General features: G+C 50.6%; 22 protein-coding genes. 13 read left to right on the top strand and 9 right to left on the bottom strand.

Features of this window, described 5'->3' with window-relative positions; genetic code table 11:
* Positions 1-32: 32 nt before the first annotated feature.
* A complete protein-coding gene (locus AWQ22_RS02925; RefSeq protein WP_030005834.1) occupies positions 33-515 on the bottom strand; it encodes a flavin reductase family protein in 483 nt (160 codons plus the stop codon).
* 60 nt (positions 516-575) lie between these two features.
* Here AWQ22_RS02925 and AWQ22_RS02920 point away from each other — a divergent pair, with 60 nt between their 5' ends.
* From AWQ22_RS02920 to AWQ22_RS02910, 3 genes are all read left to right on the top strand, one after another.
* Positions 576-1,088: a molybdenum cofactor biosynthesis protein B gene (locus AWQ22_RS02920; RefSeq protein WP_065710131.1), complete on the top strand. Its 513-nt coding sequence runs from the start codon at positions 576-578 to the stop codon at positions 1,086-1,088.
* 40 nt (positions 1,089-1,128) lie between these two features.
* The gene (locus AWQ22_RS02915; RefSeq protein ID WP_065710130.1) at positions 1,129-2,118 is read left to right on the top strand and encodes a vitamin K epoxide reductase family protein; all 990 of its coding nucleotides are present in this window, start codon (positions 1,129-1,131) and stop codon (positions 2,116-2,118) included.
* A 203-nt stretch (positions 2,119-2,321) separates the two neighbouring features.
* Positions 2,322-4,967, top strand: coding sequence for a chloride channel protein (locus AWQ22_RS02910; protein ID WP_065710129.1), 2,646 nt, complete (start codon positions 2,322-2,324; stop codon positions 4,965-4,967).
* Positions 4,968-5,001: 34 nt separating this feature from the next.
* Here AWQ22_RS02910 and trpA read toward each other — a convergent pair whose 3' ends face one another.
* The 3 genes from trpA to ndhL all read right to left on the bottom strand — a co-directional run bounded on the left by trpA (position 5,002) and on the right by ndhL (position 6,472).
* A complete protein-coding gene (trpA, locus tag AWQ22_RS02905) occupies positions 5,002-5,796 on the bottom strand; it encodes a tryptophan synthase subunit alpha (RefSeq protein ID WP_065710128.1) in 795 nt (264 codons plus the stop codon).
* Positions 5,797-5,866: 70 nt separating this feature from the next.
* On the bottom strand, positions 5,867-6,187 hold the full coding sequence (locus tag AWQ22_RS02900) for a DUF3007 family protein (protein WP_030005830.1): 321 nt from the start codon (positions 6,185-6,187) through the stop codon (positions 5,867-5,869).
* Between the two features lie 51 nt (positions 6,188-6,238).
* A complete protein-coding gene (ndhL, locus tag AWQ22_RS02895; protein ID WP_012306191.1) occupies positions 6,239-6,472 on the bottom strand; it encodes an NAD(P)H-quinone oxidoreductase subunit L in 234 nt (77 codons plus the stop codon).
* 181 nt (positions 6,473-6,653) lie between these two features.
* Between ndhL and AWQ22_RS02890 the strand changes: the two genes are divergently transcribed.
* The 4 genes from AWQ22_RS02890 (at position 6,654) to AWQ22_RS02875 (ending at position 11,869) form a co-directional block, all read left to right on the top strand.
* Positions 6,654-9,137, top strand: coding sequence for a glycosyltransferase family 39 protein (locus tag AWQ22_RS02890; protein ID WP_065710127.1), 2,484 nt, complete (start codon positions 6,654-6,656; stop codon positions 9,135-9,137).
* 82 nt (positions 9,138-9,219) lie between these two features.
* On the top strand, positions 9,220-9,807 hold the full coding sequence (locus AWQ22_RS02885) for a peroxiredoxin (RefSeq protein ID WP_065710126.1): 588 nt from the start codon (positions 9,220-9,222) through the stop codon (positions 9,805-9,807).
* 69 nt (positions 9,808-9,876) lie between these two features.
* On the top strand, positions 9,877-11,235 hold the full coding sequence (gene rlmD / locus AWQ22_RS02880; RefSeq protein ID WP_065710125.1) for a 23S rRNA (uracil(1939)-C(5))-methyltransferase RlmD: 1,359 nt from the start codon (positions 9,877-9,879) through the stop codon (positions 11,233-11,235).
* Between the two features lie 169 nt (positions 11,236-11,404).
* Positions 11,405-11,869 carry an ATP-binding protein gene (locus AWQ22_RS02875; RefSeq protein ID WP_012306187.1) on the top strand — a complete coding sequence of 155 codons (465 nt, stop codon included), beginning with the start codon at positions 11,405-11,407 and terminating at the stop codon, positions 11,867-11,869.
* A gap of 119 nt (positions 11,870-11,988) precedes the next feature.
* Here AWQ22_RS02875 and AWQ22_RS02870 read toward each other — a convergent pair whose 3' ends face one another.
* Positions 11,989-12,309 carry a hypothetical protein gene (locus tag AWQ22_RS02870; protein ID WP_012306186.1) on the bottom strand — a complete coding sequence of 107 codons (321 nt, stop codon included), beginning with the start codon at positions 12,307-12,309 and terminating at the stop codon, positions 11,989-11,991.
* Positions 12,310-12,609: 300 nt separating this feature from the next.
* On the opposite strand from AWQ22_RS02870, the gene mtnB reads away from it, so the two are divergent.
* From mtnB to mtnC, 3 genes are read left to right on the top strand one after another with little or no spacing between them, the layout of a single operon-like run.
* Complete coding sequence (gene mtnB / locus AWQ22_RS02860; RefSeq protein WP_065710122.1) at positions 12,610-13,248, top strand: methylthioribulose 1-phosphate dehydratase; 639 nt, start codon at positions 12,610-12,612, stop codon at positions 13,246-13,248.
* The gene (locus AWQ22_RS02855; RefSeq protein ID WP_012306184.1) at positions 13,245-13,775 is read left to right on the top strand and encodes an acireductone dioxygenase; all 531 of its coding nucleotides are present in this window, start codon (positions 13,245-13,247) and stop codon (positions 13,773-13,775) included. The genes mtnB and AWQ22_RS02855 overlap by 4 nt, the downstream gene beginning before the upstream one ends.
* Positions 13,772-14,458, top strand: coding sequence for an acireductone synthase (gene mtnC, locus AWQ22_RS02850; RefSeq protein ID WP_065710121.1), 687 nt, complete (start codon positions 13,772-13,774; stop codon positions 14,456-14,458). Before AWQ22_RS02855 ends, mtnC begins: the two co-directional genes overlap by 4 nt.
* Before the next feature lie 95 nt (positions 14,459-14,553).
* Here mtnC and AWQ22_RS02845 read toward each other — a convergent pair whose 3' ends face one another.
* The 4 genes from AWQ22_RS02845 to chlG form a co-directional block, all read right to left on the bottom strand.
* The gene (locus AWQ22_RS02845) at positions 14,554-15,510 is read right to left on the bottom strand and encodes a M48 family metallopeptidase (protein WP_065710120.1); all 957 of its coding nucleotides are present in this window, start codon (positions 15,508-15,510) and stop codon (positions 14,554-14,556) included.
* A gap of 42 nt (positions 15,511-15,552) precedes the next feature.
* Positions 15,553-17,022, bottom strand: a complete 1,470-nt coding sequence (purF, locus tag AWQ22_RS02840; protein ID WP_065710119.1) for an amidophosphoribosyltransferase — start codon at positions 17,020-17,022, stop codon at positions 15,553-15,555.
* A 243-nt stretch (positions 17,023-17,265) separates the two neighbouring features.
* On the bottom strand, positions 17,266-17,955 hold the full coding sequence (locus AWQ22_RS02835) for a PHP domain-containing protein (RefSeq protein WP_065710118.1): 690 nt from the start codon (positions 17,953-17,955) through the stop codon (positions 17,266-17,268).
* A 247-nt stretch (positions 17,956-18,202) separates the two neighbouring features.
* Positions 18,203-19,204, bottom strand: a complete 1,002-nt coding sequence (gene chlG, locus AWQ22_RS02830; protein WP_065710117.1) for a chlorophyll synthase ChlG — start codon at positions 19,202-19,204, stop codon at positions 18,203-18,205.
* A gap of 202 nt (positions 19,205-19,406) precedes the next feature.
* On the opposite strand from chlG, the gene pyrF reads away from it, so the two are divergent.
* The 3 genes from pyrF to grxD all read left to right on the top strand — a co-directional run bounded on the left by pyrF (position 19,407) and on the right by grxD (position 20,843).
* The gene (gene pyrF, locus AWQ22_RS02825) at positions 19,407-20,096 is read left to right on the top strand and encodes an orotidine-5'-phosphate decarboxylase (RefSeq protein WP_065710116.1); all 690 of its coding nucleotides are present in this window, start codon (positions 19,407-19,409) and stop codon (positions 20,094-20,096) included.
* A gap of 96 nt (positions 20,097-20,192) precedes the next feature.
* Positions 20,193-20,453: a BolA family protein gene (locus AWQ22_RS02820; protein ID WP_012306177.1), complete on the top strand. Its 261-nt coding sequence runs from the start codon at positions 20,193-20,195 to the stop codon at positions 20,451-20,453.
* Positions 20,454-20,513: 60 nt separating this feature from the next.
* Positions 20,514-20,843 (top strand): Grx4 family monothiol glutaredoxin, encoded by a 330-nt coding sequence (grxD, locus tag AWQ22_RS02815; RefSeq protein WP_012306176.1) that lies wholly within the window; start codon positions 20,514-20,516, stop codon positions 20,841-20,843.
* Positions 20,844-20,878: the final 35 nt, after the last annotated feature.

Below are 20,878 nucleotides of genomic sequence, written 5' to 3'. Positions count from 1 at the left end.
AGGTCGGTTTTCGGCAAAATAAAGCTTTACTTTTAGCCGCCGTAACTCCAACCCGTGCTCTCTAGGTCAAGAATTTTGCCTTCCCGATGTACCCCAGCGCCGATCACTTCGCCCACAAAGACCGTGTGATCGCCCTGTTCAACGGCCCCGACCACTTTACATTCCACATAACCAAGGGAATCTTTAATCACGGGGCAGCCCGTTTCAGCCCCTTCGTAAAATTCCACATCTTCAAATTTGTTGCCGACCCGACGTTTGGGCTTGAAAAAATTAGCGGCCATATCTTTCTGGGAGTCGTCGAGAAAACTCAGGGAAAAGACGCCGGTTTTTTTGAGCATGGCGTGGGAACCAGAATCGGAGCGGACACAATTGACCACGAGGGGGGGCTTAAAGGAACCTTGCATCACCCAACTGGCAGTAAAGCCATTCATCTCATCACCATCCCGCACACCGCAGATATATAATGCGTGGGGAATGTGGAGGAGCATTGTTTTTTTGGCCTGTTCGTCTAGCATTTTTTAACTTCTCCTGTAGGGGTTTGTTGTCACAACCATTGTTAATCATCTTTGCTGATCATGCTGCAACCTCATCCTGATCCTGCTGCGCGTGTCGTCCGTTGTGGGGTTATCACTGTCAGCGATACGCGATCGCCAGAAACAGATAAAAGCGGCCAGTTAATTCAAGCATTACTCACCGCCGCAGGCCATGAAATCGGGGATTATGAGGTGATTAAAGATGATCCAGAGGCGATCGCCCACCGTTTAGAGCACCTCGCCCACGCGAATTTGGAAGCATTAATTTTCAGTGGTGGCACCGGCATCGCCCACCGGGACAACACCTACGATATGCTGGCCAAACATTTAGAAAAAACCTTGCCGGGGTTTGGGGAAATTTTCCGGGCCTTGAGTTACGAGGAAATTGGCTCTAGGGCGATCGCCTCCCGGGCGGTGGCAGGCACCTATCGAGGCATGATTTTATTTTCCTTACCCGGATCGACTGGGGCGGTGCGATTAGCCATGGAAAAACTCATTTTGCCGGAACTGCGCCATTTAGTCAGCCAACTGCAACCCGCCGCCCCGCAGGTTTAAGATGTAGACAATTTATTGCTTGAAATTTTTTTGACGCGCTATGGTACGCCGACGTTCTCAACCCTGGATCCATCAGTGGTCCCGCCCTATTATTGGGGCGATCGCCATCATTGGCTTTTTGCTCACCAGTTACCTGACGATCTCCAAACTTTTCGGGGCAGAGGTGGCCTGTGGTACAGAAGCAGCAGCGAGCTGTAGTGATGTACTCTCTAGTCCCTACGCCTTTGTCTTTGGCTTGCCCTTGTCACTGTTTGGGGCGATCGCCTATCTCGCCATGGCCGGTTTTTCCCTAGTGCCCCTGGCGATTAATCCCGAAGACAACAAAAAACTGCGGAACAAATACGAAGATTGGACATGGCTCTTTCTCCTCATTGGTGCCACCGCCATGAGCCTGTTTAGTGCCTACCTGATGTACATTCTCTTTGCGAAAATTGGCGGCGTTTGTCTCTACTGCATTACCTCGGCCACCTTTGCCGCGAGTTTTCTGCTGTTAACCCTCTTTGGTCGCTTTTGGGACGATTGGGGTGAAGTGTTCCTGACAATTTTTGTGGTGGCGATCATTACCGCCCTCGGCACTCTCGGCTTATATAACAGCATTGAACGCGATATCCAAGGCAACGTCCCGGTGCTTAATGACCAGGGCCAAGAAATTATTACCCCAGTCCCCAACCGCGCCCCCGAACCGCCCACAGGCTGGGAAATCACCACCACCTCTGGCCCCGCAGAAATTGCCCTAGCCGAACACCTCACAGAAATTGGGGCGAAAGAATATGGCGCTTACTGGTGTCCCCACTGCTACGACCAAAAACAGTTGTTCGGAAAAGAAGCCTTTGCCAAAGTGCCCTACATTGAATGCGCCCCCGAAGGAGAAAATGGCCAGCCTGATGTTTGTGCCGCCGCTGGGCTAGAAGGATTCCCTACCTGGGAGATTAATGGGGAACGTTATGCTGGCACCCAATCGCTACAACGCCTGGCAGAGCTTTCTGGTTACCAAGGTTCCACTGATTTTAAATATGCCTTGCCCCGTTAAGGAGTGAGTGCATTCCCCATCAGCTTTTACATCCCTGAAATGCATCACCTGATCTGCCAAGGTCAGGTTTTTTTTGTCAACGATTGAGCTAAAACTTGCCAAAAATTTTCCTGAAAGGCCCAGGGAAAGATCGTGCTAATCTGCTAGGGGAAAGCTGAAACCAGCGTTTCTAAATCTTTTGAAGCATCTTACGGGCGATCGCCATGGCTTCTGTGCGAAATTGGTGGATTTTTCGATCCTTAGGCCAGCACAGCTTAAACAATAACTATTTATTAATCGAAGCCTGCCTCATTGGTGTCATCTCCGGTTTGGCGGCCCTTTTCCTCAAACAAGGCATCGGTTTCGTGGGGGGATATCGGGTCATCCTGAGTCGTCAATACGGCGCCTGGTTAATCCTGCCTCTATTTGGGGTGGTTTGCGGCTGGTTTGCGGGCTATCTCCTAGAGACCTTTGCCCCAGAAGCCAAGGGGGGCGGCGTCCCCCAGGTCAAGGTTGTCCTGGCCCAATTTCCCCTGCCGCTAAATTGGAAGGTAGCCTTAGCTAAATCCATTGGCACGATTTTGGTTCTGGGTGGCGGATTAACTCTCGGACGGCGCGGCCCCAGTGTCCATATCGGTGCGGCTCTCGCAGCTCAACTCAGTCAATGGCTCCCGACAACCCCAAACCACCGACGGCAAATGATTGCAGCCGGAGCAGCGGCGGGTTTAGCGGCGGGATTTAATACTCCCATTGCTGGGGTACTGTTCGTGGTCGAAGAACTGATGCGGGACATGTCAGGGCTGACCTTAGAAACGGCGATCGTTGCCTCTTTTACAGGTTCGGTGGTCTCCCGCTGGTTTGGCACTTCGGATCTGAATTTGCCCGCAGAGCTATTAAACGCGGCGAATCAAAGTAATTTTTATCTGGCAGAAATCCCCTGGTATTTGCTGTTGGGGGGCTTGGCAGGGGTTTTGGGGGCTTTATTCAATCGCGGTATCTTGACGGTTTTGGGGTTTAATCGTCGTCTCCGCTTGAGCTTGGGGGTGCGGATGGCGATCGCCGGGGCGATTTCGGGCACTGTGGTCGCGTTTTTGCCGCCTTTTTTCCGGGACAATGCAGGGCTACGGGATTTTTTGCTTACGGGGGATGCGGGCTGGCAGGTAATTGCGATCGCCTTTGTCGCCCATTTTTTCCTAAGCTTGATTGCCTATGGCTCCGGCGCACCGGGGGGACTATTTGCACCGACCCTCGTTTTAGGCACGGCCCTCGGTTATTTGGTGGGTACCTGTGCCGAGATCTTTGTGCCAGAGGCGACCCAATATACCTACGCCCTTGCGGGGATGGGGGCTTTTTTTACAGGGGTGGCGCGGGTGCCAGTGACCGCGATTGTAATTGTCTTTGAGCTGACCACGGATTTTAATTTAGTCCTCCCCTTAATGCTGGCTTCGGTGACAGCGCTCATTGTGGCGGAAAGCATTTTTAAAGGTTCGATCTACGAATACCTCCTGGAGGCCAGCGGCATTCACCTAGAGGAGGAAAAAAATCCCCAGGTGTTAACGGATCTCACCGCCGCTCAGGTGATGCAACCGGAAGTAGAAACCCTCGAAAGCCATCTCAACTTAAAAGATTTAGTCCCCATCCTCTCCGAATCACCCCACCGGGGTTTTCCGGTTTTAAAACAGGGCAAGCTCGTTGGCATCGTCACCCAAGGGGATTTAGCCCAAATGGCGGCCCAGGGAAAGAATTTAACGGTGGCCCAGGTGATGCAGCGCAAGGTGATTACGGTCTCTCCCCGGGCTTCCCTTAGTGATGTTTTGTACCTGCTCAATCGCTATCAAATTTCCCGCCTACCCGTTGTCGATAATGATCAGCTCCAGGGCATTATCACCCGGTCAGATATTATTCGCGCCGAAGCCCAGGAACTCCTTGGGAAAAGTCACCATGCGGTACAGCGCACGCCGTCCTATTGCGTTTATCAAACCCACACCAGCGACAATTACAAGCGCAAACTCTGGGTGGCGATCGCCAATCCCAATACCGCCGAAGCCCTCATCACCTTTGCGGCGGCCATTGCCAAGGAAAAAAATGCCATGGTCTATTGCCTAAATGTGGTGCAGGTGGCAGCAACCTATCCCCTCACCGATGCCCACATGAACACCTATCCAGAACGGCATCTGATGGAAAAACTCGAACGCCTTGGGGAAACATTGGGAATTTCGATCCACACCCAGGTGATCCTCGCCTACGATGTGGCCGGGGCCATTCTTCAGGAAATTTCGAGCAAGGATCAGGGGTTAATCTTGGGTTGGCAAGGCGATCGCCACCCAAGGGGGCAACTGTTCGGGAGTGTGATGGAATATCTCGTGAAAAAAGTGCCCTGTGATGTGATTTTGGTGAAAACGAGCCACGCCCATCCCCTCCAGTTTAAGGCTCAACCAGGAAAAATCCGCGCCCTTGTTCCCATTGCTGGCGGCCCCAACGCCGAACGCGCCCAGGAATTCATTCCGGCACTGTTGCACCTGTCCCCAGAGGTGGTGCGCTATTCCCTGCCATCCCAAATTTGCCTCTGTCAGGTCTATCAACCCCAACAACGCCCCCAACATTTTCCGCTGCTCGTCCAGGCCAAGCGAGGCCTGGATCCCCTGGTCGAAATTCCCATTATTCCCCTACCTATTCGCTCGTCCCACATTGCTGACAGTTTAATCCGCTTAATCAAAGAAGAAACCTACGATCTGGTGATTCTGGGAGCTAGCCGAGAAAGCTTATTCCAAAAGGCGCTCCATGGAAATATTCCGGAGGCGATCGCCAAGGGGACAAACCGCACAGTGGTAATTATTCGGGGGGCCTTAGATGTTACTGACCCCGAATGATCTTTCATTTTCTCGATCTACAACAGGCCCATCGTTAGGCGATCGCCTCCTTGAGGGACTCACAAAATTCTTTGACTGCCGCTAAACCTTCGGCGGGCGTTCCAGTTGCGAGGCGTTTGACCACCGCACTGCCGACGATCACGCCATCCGCGCCCCATTCTTTTAGTTGTTTCGCTTGAGCTGGATCCGAAACCCCGAAACCAACTCCGATGGGCTTATCGGTCACTTGACGTAACTTCGGCAACAGTTCCCCGACACGGCTGGCCACAGAGGTTCTCGCTCCCGTGACCCCCGTCACACTCACGAGGTAAATAAAACCCTGGGAGGCTTTGGCGATCGCCTCGATCCGTTCCGTTGGACTGGTGGGAGCCACCAATAAAATCAAATCAAGACCATGGCTCGTTGCTGCATCCAGCACCATCTGGGATTCCTCTAGGGGCAGATCCGGGACCACCAAACCTTTGACTCCCGCCGCTGCCACTTGGGCCATAAAAGCGTCAATGCCCCGATAAAAAATCGGATTGTAATAGGTGAATAAAATAATCGGTGCTGTTAATTGCCCATGGACTCGTTGCACGATCACTAAAACTTGCTCAAGGGTGACGCCCCGACTCAAGGCCCTGGTTGCCGCCGCTTGGATTGTCGGCCCATCGGCGAGGGGATCAGAATAGGGGACGCCGAGTTCAATAAAATCAGCCCCGGCTGCGTCTAAAATTTTGAGGGCCTGTTCTGTCGTTTCTAAATCTGGGTCACCCGCTGTAATGAAGGGAATCAGCGCACATTGGCCCGCCTGCTTGAGGGATCGGAAACGTTCAGAAACAGAGGTCATGATTTTGTTCGATAAAAACACACAAGGGGTTATTGTACGTCCCCAACTCCCCCTTCGGTAAAGATTGCCGTTACTTTTTTGGCGAAGTTTGATCTTCCGTTGCTTCGAGTTCTGCCTGGAGTTGGGCTAATTCTTCGGGGCTCATCTCATCTAAGCGCCGCTGCAGGGCTGCTTCTTCGTAATCTCGCCGCTGTTGATGAAAGGTCATATTGCGGGTTCCTACCCGAAACAGATAGGTTCCCACCCAGACAAACACCACAATTACCAGCAACGCCTGGGACCAGATCCCTGCATCTAAACTTTCGAGGCCCGCAACTTTGAGGCCACCATAGAGCAGCCCACCAACGATGAAAATACCGAAACTGATGGCCAAGATATCAATGCGTCGCATGGTTTTAGGGGGAGAAGTTGGCAAGGATGGGAGAATTCATTCGGCAAAGCCTTAGACTTCGCGACGACGGGGACGGAAATTCAGGAAAGGGCTTAGGAGTAGCATCCCAGGGAACAAAAAGAAAACGAAGAAATACATCACAAGTCGCTCGATGGAACTGGCGACATACCAACGGTTATTGAGGTAAAAATAGAGACCAGCAGGCAAAACGAGCAGATAGGTCACGCTGAGGCTGAGGTAGAGGGTGGCAATCAGGAGGGTTTCAACGGGAATATCAAAGGGCATGGGTTTGTGGTGGTGATGATTTGCTTGGGGATTATTTTATCCTAGTGCCCCAAGGGTCAAGCAAGGTGTGGTGATTTGAGAAATTATTTTTGTCTATGGCAAGGATAAAGAGAAGCTTTACCTTGAGGGATTTTTTCCGATACATTGCAGCTAGGCTAAATCCATCAGGGGAGTTTTAACATTGCAGGATCAGGTCGCAAAATCACCCAGAGCGCCTTGGAAGACTGGGTTACTTTTATTGGGGTTGTGGCTGGGAATTAATCTCGGCGATCGCCTGTGGTTATGGCTCGATCAAAGTGTACCTTCTTGGGATCATGCCGACTATCTCACGGAGAGTTTGAACTACGTTGCCGCATTTCGCCAGTTCCCCGGCTGGGAGAATTTTTGGCGCTTATCCAATAAGATTCCTCCCTTCACCCATTTTATTGCGGCGCCATTTCAACTCATTTTTGGGCCGGGAAATGATCAAGCTCTGCTGATGAATCTGGTATTTAGCGGTGTTCTAATGCTGGTGGTTTACGGCATTGGCCAGCGATTATTTAATCGTTCGGTGGGTTTGTGGAGTGCGGCGATCGCCCTTTTAATGCCCCGCTTGACGTTCCCTCGACTTTACTATGTGACGGATTTTCCCCTTGCTGCTGTCACGCCATTGGCATTTTGTTGTTTAACCTATTGGTATTTTGCGCAAACCCGTCGCGCCCAATGGCTCTGGGTAATAGGGTTTGGGATCAGTGCTGGGTGTGCCCTGATGACAAAACAAACCGCTCTCTTTTTTTTGTTTGTGCCGACAGGATTTTCCTTGGCCGCTCAACTCTGGCAGAAGCAATGGGCAAGGGTTCTACAACTTCTCTGCGGTCTGCTGCTCTCCCTTCCGATCTGGGGAATTTGGTATCGCACAAATTTTATCTACTTATTCAGTACCTATGAGCGCGCCAACGTCGCGTCGGCAGCAAGGGAAGGAGATCCTCCTCTAAATACCTTGGGGGCATGGGTTTACTATTGGTTGGATTTACCCCAGGCGATCGCCTGGATTCTGTTGCTGGTGCCCCTTGTTGGTATTGCGTTGCACTTACTACGTCGTTTTCCTACCCAAAACGCTAAATATCAACTTCCTGAGCGGCAAAGTTTGTATTGGTTAGGGATTTATTTTGGTGGTGCTTATTTGCTGCTATCAGCGATGTACAACAAAGATGGCCGCTATATCATGCCCTATCTGCCAATTGTGGCGGTTTTCTTGGGGTATGGCCTGACCCAGTGGCGCGGTAAATGGCAACCTGTGCGTTGGGGAACCGTGGGTTTAGCTGCAATCTTTTGGCTCATCCAATTGTTTCCTTTGCCAGTCATTGCGGGACTGGTACCAGATCCTAATTATCCGGATCGGCAGACCTATCCCCACCCAGAAATTATCCAGGAAATTATTCAGGAAACTCCAAATTTAAGAAGTAACTTGGGGGTGATCCCTGGGGTGGCGATCGCCAATAATCACACGCTCAATTACTATGGCGCTCTACGGGATTTTCAGGTGTATGGGCGGAATTTAGGGAGTACTCCAGAACAGTTGGCTCAAGACAAAGAGTCCTTTGATTGGTTCCTCACGAAAACAGGAGAGGACCCCCACCGCAACGCGGATCAGTTGGCCCTCGCGGCGAGTTTAGATACTGATCCTGAGTTTCTGCTCCAGGGGAGTTGGCCACTGCCGGATCAAGATCAGCTAAAGCTCTATCACCGTCGCCAACCTTTGGTTTCTGTCGAAGCTGCTGATACCACTCAAAGTCCTGTGGCATTAAAAAATGTGGCCGTCGCATCAGAGGCGATCGCCGGCCAACCTCTTCCGATTACCTACACTTGGTCGGGAAATCGGCAGGATTTAACCAAGGGTATGGCGTTACTCACTTGGTCGAACGGCGAACAGTTTTGGATCCAGGATCATCAGTTAGCCTTCGGGATGCTACGGGAGGATGCAGAGAACAAAGGCGATCGCCTCGAAATTATTGAACGCACCGCCACTCTACCGCCAGCAGATTTACCAGCGGGCCGTTACACTTTGGCGGTTCAGTATCTCGATCCGGCTACTGGGGAAGCTCGCCCCTTGAACCAACCGACAGTCACTGTAGGAATTTTGTCGGCCACAGGTGAAGCCTTAACACCAACGCAATTAGTGGCCTTAGATTGGCTGACCCAATTGCGGAAAATTGCGCCCCAACTTGGTGGAGGCATTGCGGGTTTAGAGCCATTATTTGCCCACGTCGAACGGCTCAATCAGTACGATCCAGTCCAGGATTATTTACAGCAAGTGGAAGATAGCCTTGCCTATCGCCTCACACAAACGCCAGCCAACGCAACAAACCGTCCCCAACTGCGGGATTGGTACTGGGCCAAAATCCTTGCCCATGCTCTCCAAGAGGAATCTCAGGCCACCATCGAGACCCTGACCGAACTGCAAACACTGACCCCAGATGATCCCTGGGTGAATGCTTACATTGCTTTTGTGCATCTGTACCGTTGGGAACCCAGACAGGCGGAATTGGCCATTACGCCAGTTTTAGACAAGCTAGGGGATGTCCCAGAAATTCAGGCGATCGCCGGGGTGGCGGCGCTCCTCCAGGGGAAACTCTTCAAAGCCTGGTCAGTGGTGCAAACCCTCAAGGCCCAGGGCGTTTTGTAACCCATTTTCACTGGTTTTCGGGACGCAAAATAGCAGTGTGATACCTTGTTGGGGAAAGATTTTGCGTTGAGACACGATAACCATGGCTGCACAAGTGGGACAATTGGCACCGGACTTTACCGCTACCGCCGTCATTGATCAAGAGTTCAAAACCATTAAGTTGTCCGACTATCGGGGGCAATATGTGGTGTTGTTTTTCTACCCGCTCGATTTCACTTTTGTCTGTCCAACAGAAGTAGGAGCCTTTAGCGATCGCCACGGGGAATTTCAAAAACTCAATACAGAAGTATTGGGTGTTTCTGTAGATAGTGAATTTGCACATTTAGCCTGGATCCAAACGGAGCGAAAAGCAGGCGGTGTAGGAGATTTAGCCTTTCCCCTGGTGTCTGATTTAAACAAAACCATTAGCACGGCCTACGGCGTCCTCGAACCGGAAGCGGGGATCGCTCTCCGGGGACTTTTTATCATTGACCCGGAAGGAATGATCCAACACATCACCGTGAATAATTTTTCCTTTGGCCGCAGCCTTGACGAAACCCTGCGGGTACTCCAAGCGATTCAGCACGTCCAGACTAATCACAATGAAGTTTGTCCCGTCGATTGGCAAGTGGGCGATCGCACCATGGTGCCAAACCCAAGCGAAGCCCAGGCTTATTTCTCGACCCTCTAGGGAAAAACTGCAAGATTGACCACAAGAAAGGCTAAAGTGTGAAGGCACTTTGAAAGCGAACTTAGCACCATGCACCAAGGCGATCTGATTGAACTCTCCATCCATGACCTTAATAGCCAGGGGGCTGGGGTCGGTCGCCACGGGGATCAAGTCGTGTTTGTGCCGGATACGGTGCCAGGCGATCGCCTCCAGGTGCGGATCGTCCGTCTCAAGCGCCAATACGCCATCGGTCAACTGCAAAAAGTTTTAGAACCAGCCCCAGAGCGGCGGCGTCCCCCCTGCATCGTGGCGGACAAATGCGGTGGTTGTCAGTGGCTCCAGGTAGAAGATTCTCTACAACAGCAGGTCAAAACCAACGAAATTCAACAGGCCCTCCAGCGCATTGGTGGTTTCCAGGATCTCGACATTCAGCCGATCCTGAGTGGTGATGGGCCATTGAGTTATCGCAATAAGGCCACCTATCCCCTGGGTCGTTCCAGTAGTATGGGCAATGTGCAAGCCGGGTATTACCGCAAAGGCAGCCACCAACTGATCAACCTCAACCAATGCCCAGTACAGGATTCGCGCCTCAATCCCCTCTTGGGCAACATCAAAATTGACATCCAAAACCAAGGCTGGTCGATCTACAACGAAACCAAACACCAGGGCAAACTCCGGCACCTCGCCCTCCGCATTGGCCAGCGCACCGGGGAAATGCTGCTTACTTTGATCTCAACCAGTGCTGATCTGGTGAACCTAGAAACCCAAGCTGAAACCTGGCTCGAAGAATATCCCGGTCTCGTGGGAGTTTGTTTGAACGAAAACCCGAAAAAAGGCAACCTTATCTGGGGTGACACCACAAAAGCGATCGCCGGTCGTCCCTACCTCGAAGAAATTTTTGCGGGACTAACCCTCAAGCTCCGGCCTGAAACCTTTTTCCAAGTCAACACCAGCGCCGCCGAAGCCCTCCTTACGGCAATTACTCAACAGCTTACCTTTACGGGCGAAGAAATCCTCGTCGATGCCTACTGTGGTGTGGGAACCTTCACCCTGCCCCTAGCGAAAAAAGTCCAGCAGGCGATCGGCATCGAAGTTCAAGCAAGCTCGATCCAGCAGGCCTGGGAAAATGCCCACCACAACGATATCCATAATGTGGAATTCTACGCTGGCACCGTGGAGTCAATTCTACCTAGTCTGGATGTCACCGCTGATATTGTACTCCTTGATCCCCCCCGTAAAGGCTGCGATCGCCAAGTGCTCGATGCTCTCCTTCACAGCAAACCCAAGCAAATTGTCTATATCAGTTGTAATCCTGCAACCCTTGCCCGCGACCTCAAACATCTTTGTGCCACTCAACAGTACCAAATCCAGTGGGTGCAGCCCGCCGACTTCTTTCCCCAAACGCCCCATGTCGAATGCGCCGTTCTCTTGAATTTCGTGGAAACCTAAAATTTTTTGTATAATACAAGGCAGAAACCACGACAAGATCGTTCGGGATTCCCTACAGGCAAACAAACTATGTTGTGACCACTACTTTTTGGGTTTATGCCATAAGCTACCCCACTGAGCCCAGTTTTCCCCATTCATCCCTGCGCACATCCCCAAAGGAGCATTAACTGTGATCGCGATTTCATTGCCGCCGCTAAAATCCCATTGGACGACCCTCAGTTTTGCCTCTACCCTCTACTTAGTCCCGATTCTCGATCTTCTCCTAGACCGTATCCCCAGTGACTGGCGCTACGAAGTTCAACTCGGTCTCCAGGAAGCACTGATTAATGCGGCCAAACATGGTAATCGACTAGATCCCAGCAAAAAAGTCATTGTTCATTTCTACATGGGGGCAGAACAATGCTCATGGATTATTACCGATGAGGGTCAAGGCTTTGACCGTCAGGCTCAATGTTGTCAATTAAATGATGATCTCCTCCCCCCTGAAGAAGATGAATGTGGTCGTGGCCTCTGTTTGCTCTATCAAATTTTCGACCAAATTCACTGGAACGCCGCCGGTAATCAATTACGCCTAAGTAAACGCTTCAGTAGCGCCCCGGTGATCTCCCTAGACTCTGCACCGTCAATCCATTAAGCGGCCCCAGAAAGTCCTCAAAATTTTTCCAGATTTCTCTAGTGCAACCCTAGCGCCCCTGTTTCATGGGGCTATTTAACTGTTATCTCTGGCTGGGCCATCACTTCCGTAATTCATCCCTAGCTTGCCGTTGCCGGATTAGTAGAGGAAGGGGGCGTACGACGGCTTGGGAAGGTTTTAGAAGATTCGGATTCGCCCATGGGCACGAATTCAATGTGATTGAGTAGCGTTGTCACAAAGGCAAATAAGAGAAAGGGCAAAGATAAGACAACAACAAGGGCAACGGTGGCCAGGGCATAAACTTGCCGGGTTGCACTCCAAAGGGCGAGGGTGGTCGCAAGACTCAGAAAGATGACAATCAGCCAAACAATAATTTGCCCATAGATATCGCCAAAGGTTAGGGTGCAAACCATGCGGTATTTTTTAATTTCGTTATCCATCATCAATAATTGATTTTTAATTTTTATTTTTGTTTTTAGCCAAAGATGACTGATTGTAGTCAGCATCATGTTTTGGTTGTAAACGATTTATGAGAATGAATGGTCAAAGTTGCAACATCAATTAACAAAGAAAACAACTAAAAGTTGAGTAAAAACACTTATCTGCAATGGTGTTTTGGCTAAAAATTTCCCGTAAAAAGATAAAGGCCCAGTTGTCGCTAGAAATGTTGCGCTAACCATGACATCAATCAGTAAAATATTAAGATTTGCTTTTATTTTTTCTGCTTTATTTGTGCCCAAATGTCTTTAGAGAACCAGACCCAAAAAGAAAGGCTATGTGCTGTGATACGGCAACTCCATACCCAGGGAAAATCACCGGCCACTTCAACGAATTATTCATTTTTGGACGAAGATCAAGTTATTTTTGTCTCCCGCAGTGGCGTTGATAAATCTCAATTTCAACCGGAGGATTTTATTGCAGTAGATACAACGGGTTTGCCGCTGCCCCCCAATGAAGGAATTAAGCCTTCGGCAGAAACTTTAATTCACTGCTTTATTTATCAAAACTTTCCGGGAATTACCTGTGTGTTGCATACCCATTCGGTGGCGGCAACGTTGTTGTCTGGGATATTTGCGGCGAAACAGGCTGTTACTTTTAGCGGCTACGAGGTAATTAAGGGGATTGCGGGTCAAACCACCCACGAAACGGCGATCGCCTTACCGATTTTTGCTAATGAGCAGGACATGAAATCATTTTGTCAACAACTCGCTCAGCGACAGGAGGAGTTAAATAATTACGGCTTTTTGATCGCAAAACATGGCCTCTATGCCTGGGGAGAAACCTTGGCGATCGCCAAGCGTCATCTAGAGGTTTGGGAGTTCATGTTAGAATGCGAGCTTGAGCAATTGAAAATCACGCCCCCCTTGGCTGCCCGATGACGACGTTATATCAGACCGAATCGAAACAAACCTTAACCGACCCCGCGACGATCAAAGATTTTTTAAAAAGCCATGGTATTTGGTTTGAGCAATGGGAAACACCTGCCCAGTTAACCCAGGAGGCGTCCCAAGCAGACATTCTCGCCGCCTATGCCGATGTGCTCGATCCTTTCATGGCGGCCAATGGTTACCAAAGCGCCGATGTGGTGAATATCCACAGTGGCATTGAAAACTACCAAGCGATCCGCGAAAAATTTCTCGCAGAACATACCCACTCCGAAGATGAAGTGCGCTTTTTTGTCGCGGGTCAGGGTTTATTTTGGTTTAACCTCGACGGTACCGCCGTGTTTAATGTTTGTTGCGAAGCTGGTGACTTGATCTCTGTCCCCCAGGGTACTAAGCACTGGTTTGATGCGGGGCCAGTGCCCAATGTGAAAGCCATTCGTATTTTCTCGGATACCGCAGGCTGGACGCCCCACTACACCGGATCCCAAGTTGAACAACAATACCGCGCCATTACCCTATGATTCAGTTTGTCTTGATGGACATCGAGGGCACAACCACCTCCGTGAGTTTTGTGTTTGATGTGTTGTTTCCTTACTTTCGGGACAATATCCAAAGCATTGCCAACCGGGCCGAGGAACCAGAAATTGCGGCAATCCTCAAGCAAGTACAAGATTTAATTCTTGCCGAAACCGGAATATCTCTCGATCAAACTGGGGCGATCGCCACATTACACCAATGGTCAATGGAAGACCGCAAAGTTCCTCCCTTGAAAGCAATGCAAGGATTTTTGTGGGAAGAGGGTTACAAAAATGGCGATTTCCGGGGCCATGTTTATCCAGATGTATTGCCCAAACTAAAAGAGTGGCAAAAAGAGGGCCTCCAGTTGGGGATTTATTCCTCTGGCTCGGTTAAGGCCCAAAAACTCCTGTTCGGCTACTCTGACTACGGCGACCTCACGGGCTACTTCAATTACTTCTTTGATCTCAAGGTCGGCCAAAAACGAGATGTGCAATCTTATCAGGCGATCGCCCAGGCCGTGCAACTGCCCCCTGAGGCAATCCTGTTTCTATCGGATGTCCCTGCCGAATTAGACGCCGCGATCCAAGCCGGATACCAAGCATGGCAACTCGTCCGCCCCGGAACAACTGCTTCTCCGACCCATCAGCAAGTTACGGACTTTGGGGCAATTACAAGCCTGCATTAAGGGGGTGCAGTGGGTGCATTGCTGGCATCGCTCAACATCGCAATTCTAACCTCAGCCCTAGCCATACCCCTCCAATCTTTTATCCCCCACGGGATTTATTCGGCTCCTTTGGCCTTTTTGATTTCTGCTTTGAGCTCTTCAATTTGGCGACGCAAACTGTCTAGATCACTTTCATCTTCGGCACTGACATCCACTGAACCAGTGCCTGCTTGGGCATAATGACCCTGCTTAATCCGTTGATATTCCTCAGAAGCTTCCCAGGTCTTGATAAAACTCAAGCGTTCCACCGGGAAAGGATGGCTTAAAAATGTTCCATTACCGCCATTATAGATCAAAAACTTATAAATCTGGTTCAATTGATCCTGATCAAGTTCATCGTAATCCTGGGACTGTTGGGTAAACTCAGTCAAACTCATTTCGTGGCCGTATTTCGTACTACCGCCGGCGAGCTTCATCATGGTATGCAAAATGGGGTTGAGATCATCCATCACCAGGAGAGCGGCCCGATCCGCCGAAAGTTCTGCCTTCCGCCGCCATTCATAAAAAGCGTAAAGTAACCCTGTGGTGATGACATTACCGAGGCCAAGGGTGATTTCTCCCAGGAAAGAAGCTGCCCCCATGGCCCACATTGCCATTTGGATCAAGATCGTATGGTCGCATTTTATGTGGCCCAACTCGTGGGCCATTACCGTCCGTAACTCTGTTTCATCAAGTAAATCCATTAACCCCGTATTCACCACAATGTAAGGATGATCATGGCCGAGGGCATAGCTATTCACCATCGGATTTTGGTTGACATAAAGGGTCGGCTCTGGGGAAATATCCAAATCATGGACACATTCCCGAAACATGCCGTACAGGGTTGAATACTGACGAGGGCCAGCTTTGATATTGTTGCCCATTAAAAAAACCTGCTGGGGTCGTTCGTAGATATATTCCACAAAACGACTGGCCAACAGCTTAAAACCGGGCAGATTACGGAGGGCTTCTTCCGCTTGGCGATCGAGGGGATGACGAAAGGCTTCGCTAGAAATTCCGGGATAGGTCGGCATTAATACTTCCTTTACCGCTCTCAATCCATGGGAACGGCTTTGCTAGACAGTGGCTTTTTCTAACATTAGCTTAGATGACTTGATCGCGTCCGGAATTTCAATGGGATAGTGACCATCGAAGCAAGCAGTACAGAAACTAGAAGTGCGTTCGTTGGTGACATCCAGCATGCCCTCTTTGCTGAGGTAGGTCAGGGAATCAACTTCAATTTGTTTTTCGATTTCAGCCAAGGACTTTGTCGCGGCAATTAGTTGATCTTGGCTGTCGGTGTCGATGCCGTAGAAACAGGGATGGGTCACAGGGGGCGAAGAAATGCACATATGGACTTCGGCGGCCCCAGCTTGCCGGAGTGCCCGGACAATTTTACGGCTGGTAGTGCCGCGCACAATGGAGTCGTCCACGATGATAATTCGTTTACCTTGGAGGACATCTTTTAGGGGGTTGAGCTTCATGCGGATCCCTACTTCCCGCATGTGCTGGGTCGGTTGAATAAAGGTACGGCCTACGTAGCGGTTTTTAATGAGTCCTTCCCCAAAGGGAATCCCAGAGGCACGGGAAAAACCAATGGCGGCGGGAATGCCAGAGTCAGGAACCCCCATGACGAGATCGGCTTCAATGTTGGATTCTTTGGCCAATTGCGCTCCCAGGCGGAGACGGTAACTAAAGAGAGTTTCGTCGTGGACAATGCTATCGGGACGGGCAAAGTAGATCATCTCGAAAACGCAGAGCTTTCGGTCTGGTTTTTCAGACCACTGCTGGGCAGTTAGGCCAGATTCGGTAATCCAGACCATTTCGCCTGGTTCGACGTCCCGCAGATAGTCCGCACCAATGATGTCGAGGGCACAGGTTTCAGAAGCCAGAACATAACGGGTGCTGCCATCTCCCTCGGTGAGAGTCCCAATGACAAGGGGACGAACCCCCTGGGGATCCCGCGCACCAATAATGCCGTCCGGGGTGCCGATGACTAAGCTATAGGCACCGGAGCAGAGATTAAAGGCAGCGATCGCCGCTTCAGTCCAATCCTTCCCCTGATCGACATAGATGGCGATCGCCTTAGCAATCATTTCTGAGTCTGTGGTCGTCTGAAAATCTAGACCATCGGCAAGGGACAACAACTTATCCTTCAGCTCAATGGTGTTTACCAGGTTGCCGTTGTGGGCGAGGGCCAAAGTCCCCAGGCGAGTTTCTTCAAGGGCAGGCTGGGCATTGCACTTATGGCTAGAGCCAGTTGTGGAGTAGCGGTTGTGGCCCACAGCCCAAACCCCAGGCAGTTCCTGCAGTTTTTCTTCGCTAAAGACTTGGGAAACAAGGCCCATACCTTTGTGCACGTGCATCTGCGTACCGTCAAAGGTCGCGATCCCTGCGGATTCTTGCCCCCGATGTTGGAGCGCAAAGAGTCCGAAATATGCCAGTTTTGCCACTTCTTCCGTTGGGGCATAGATGCCGAAAACACCACAGTATTCCTTGGGTTTGTCGGGGAGATCGTTGGCATAGACAGTTTGAGGGACAGTCATCCTACAGGTTGCACTCCTAGTTAGTGGGTGAAAAAGAGTAAGGAAATTCAGCGGTTACGATGGCTACAATACCACGTCAATGAATGCCTTGAGGGACAAAATCCACAAAGGCTTTAACCCCACTTAATCTCGTTTTAAGGGTCGCGGCATGATTAATGGGGGCAAAGGAAGAAAATATTCCTTGGGTAAGTTTATTTTAGGCCAGAATTTTGCTATGCGGGGATCAAAGTTTCGCAGCGATCCCTAAAGTCGTTGCTGGAGGCTGCGACCATGGGTATCTGTGCCGCAGGTGAGCCATAGATTGTGCTGATGGCCGAGGGCAGCCACTACCGGGGTGTGTTTTTGGCTAGGCACCCAGGGTTTCGGGTTGTCGTAGGCGTAATAGGCTTCTACACCATCAATGTTAAGGGATGCGGCTGCCGGGATTAACTCCGTGGCAGGACGACGATAACGGGCGGGATGCGCCAGAACAGCTAACCCTCCAGCGGCATGGATCGCGTCAATGATTGCTACTGCTGCGGCGCGATCGCCCTCTGGAATTTCCCGGTTAAAGTAAGGAGCGATCGCACTGTGATCGGGGTTAAACCCATAGGCGAGGATATGTACCGTGGTATCAAGGAGGATGCCGTTAATTTCGATGCCCGTCCAGAGGTGGGGCAAGGGTCGTGTCGTCTCGTTCTGCTGTCGGCTGAGGTAGCCTTGGGCTTGTTGGTAACCTTGGAGCGTGTGGTGGTCAGTGATCGCAAAGCCTTTTAGACCGATGGCGATCGCCTGGTCAACAATTTCTCTGGGGGTGAGCTGACCATCGGAACAGACCGAATGCATGTGGAAGTTGTATTGATTGGGGCAACTGGTTGCCGTTAGACTGCGCCAAGCCTTTTCGAGCGCTTGCAAATCTTGAGCCGCACTTGGAACAGACAAAGTAGAAGTCATGGCGAAGGCGATCTTTGGCGATCGCAGATTTAAAGGGCGAGCGGGATGGTAATAAAAGGGTAAAGAAAACCTGAAAAAAAGATTAGATATTGCAAATTGTTACAAACAAGATAGCAAAGATTTTTGCCCTTGGGCAGCACCATTAAAAAATCCCCCCGTGTCCTCAACGACCCGGAGAGAAAGAACCCGATCTGCATTGCCGAAAATTTAAGCAAACAAGAGCCAGGTGAAGCCGAGAAAATAAAGCTTAGGAAATCCCCGCATGACCCATCGCAAGGCCTGCCACCAGCATCCCCAACACCAAAAAAGGCTGGGCACTGGCTTGGTATTTCACATCATTTTTCAGGGGATCCCGCAGGAAATACATATCTTGGAAGGTAATTTGGGGAATCACAAGCAGCAAGAGAATCGTGGCATATAACTGTTCGTGGATACTGACCAGGTAACCCGCAATGCCCACCTGAAAAATATCAATCATCAGCACACAAATCCAAGCTGCAGTTCCGACTCCAAACATGACCGGGAGAGATTTTAAACCCAGTTGGCGATCGCCTTCGACGCTCTTGAAATCATTTACAACAGCAATCCCTAGACCCGCAAAACTATAGATCAAGGTCACCACCATCACCGTCGGCGTCAACGTCCCAAACAGCGCGTGGCCAGCCCACCAAGGCAGCGCAATATAACTCGCTCCCAAGGCATAGTTCCCAAGCCAACCATTTTGTTTCAGCTTCAGCGGCGGCGCAGAATAAATGTAAGCAATGAAGCAGCCCACCACCGTTAAGACCAACATCACGGGGAAATCATGGCCAGCCCAACGGTCGAGGAGATAGCTCAAACCGATGCCAGAACCCAGGAGTACGAGAATTTGCGTCACTACCTGGGGTACAGAAATTGCCCCCGAAGGAATGGGACGGTAGGGTTCATTGATCGCATCAATCTCCCGGTCATAGAAATCATTAAGGGTTTGGGTATAGCCCGTGAGTAAAGGCCCTGACAACAACATACAGGTCATGGCCTTGAGAAAATCTTCGACTCCCCACACATAGCCACCGGAGGATGCTGCCCCGCAAACAACCCCCCAGATCAGCGGAATCCAGGTGATGGGTTTCATTAATTGCAGGCGAATTTTCCAGATGGAGGTTTCCCCCCCAGCGGCGCCTTTCATGCCGAGGAGTTGGCGAGCTTTAGAACCCTGTTCCTCTGGGGCTGTGGCTGGTTTCGTGTCTGGATTAGGCGTTTCTGTCATGGCGTCTGGATTGGAATATTTTGTACAGAAAAAGAGCGTAAAGGAAAACCACTCGTCATTGGGCATATTACGCCGCAAGGGGTTTATTTTAACCTAGTCCCCGGTGGGATTTTGCCAATGGGTAAGCCTTGTCTCAAAAAGCTCAAAACACCGTTATGCTGAACATGACCGTCTCTAATGAAATTTACGCAAGCAATAACTGATGCAAGATACTGTGATTGTGCCCCTGGATGTGCCGGATCTCCCTGCGGCGATCGCCTTAGTCGAGAGCTTACCGGAGGTCACTTTCTGGAAAGTGGGCCTAGAGTTATTTGTCGCCACTGGGCCGGATATTTTGCGCTATCTCAAAGACCAGGGCAAACGCATTTTTCTTGATCTCAAATTCCACGACATTCCCAATACCGTTGCTGGTGCCTGCCGTTCGGCACGGGCCTATGGGGTCGATCTTCTGACTATCCACGGTGCTGCCGGGGCGATCGCCTTAACGGCTGCCAAAGAAGCCCTCGGAGATTCTCCGACTAAACTAATTGCAATTACCGTCCTTACGAGTATTAGTCCAGACCAGTTGCGGGACGATTTGCAAGTGGATCTGCCCCTCGATGCCTTTGCCCAACACATGGCCAACCTAGCCCAAGACGCTAGGTTAGATGGGGCGGTGTGTTCCCCCCAGGAAGTGGCGATGCTGCGGCAATGTTGCGGTCAAGATTTCACCTTGGTTTGTCCAGGGGTGCGGCCCACCTGGGCTCAATCAGGGGATCAACAACGGGTCATGACTCCCCAGGCGGCGCTCCAACAGGGAGCAAATCACCTCGTCATTGGCCGACCGATCACCCAGGCCGCAGATCCCCAAGCGGCTTGGCAGAAAATTCAAGCAGAGTTGGCGATCGCCTAAATCATTCACCCCAGCAAATCCAGAGACGGAAGACTAAAGATACAATGGCTTAAGTATTCCTGCTTACATTTAGGATTGATTTCACACTAATTACCTATGGTTAGCTTATCGGCAGTCAAAACCTCCATTGAAACCCATCTTTCCGGAGCCCAAGTGTTCGTGAAAGATCTCACCGGTGGCGGCGATCACCTAGAGGCCATCGTCGTTTCCCCCGACTTTGCAGGTCAATCCCGGGTACGCCAACACCAAATGGTCTATGCTGCCCTCAAGGAGGATTTAGCCTCAGAAGCGATCCATGCTTTAGCCCTGCGGACTTTCACCCCGGAGAAATGGGCAGAAGTGGGTCAACCCACTTAAACGGTCGGGGAAACAATGTTTTCCTGAACCCTTGTCAACCCATACTATGAGGAAAAATAAATGTCTTTAACCCCTGAAACCCGCGAAAAAATTGATCAATTGGTCAACAGCAGCAAAATTTTTGTGTTCATGAAGGGCAGTAAGCTAATGCCCCAATGTGGCTTTTCTAACAACGTTGTGCAAATTTTTAACAGTCTCGGCGTTGAATATCAGACCTTTGATGTTCTAGAAGACTACGATGTGCGCCAAGGCATTAAGGAATATTCCAACTGGCCGACGATTCCCCAGGTCTATGTCAATGGAGAATTTGTGGGTGGTTCCGACATCATGATCGAGCTTTACAACTCAAAAGAACTCCATGAGATGCTTGAGGTCGCCCTCGCGTCCTAGGGCGATCGCCTGTTCGAAAACGAAAAAATAACTTT

The sequence above is a fragment of the Picosynechococcus sp. PCC 7117 genome (assembly GCF_001693275.1).
GTDB lineage: Bacteria > Cyanobacteriota > Cyanobacteriia > Cyanobacteriales > MRBY01 > MRBY01.
The sequence above is the reverse complement of the archived record's forward strand: the minus strand, read 5'-3'. Positions and strand labels throughout refer to the sequence as shown.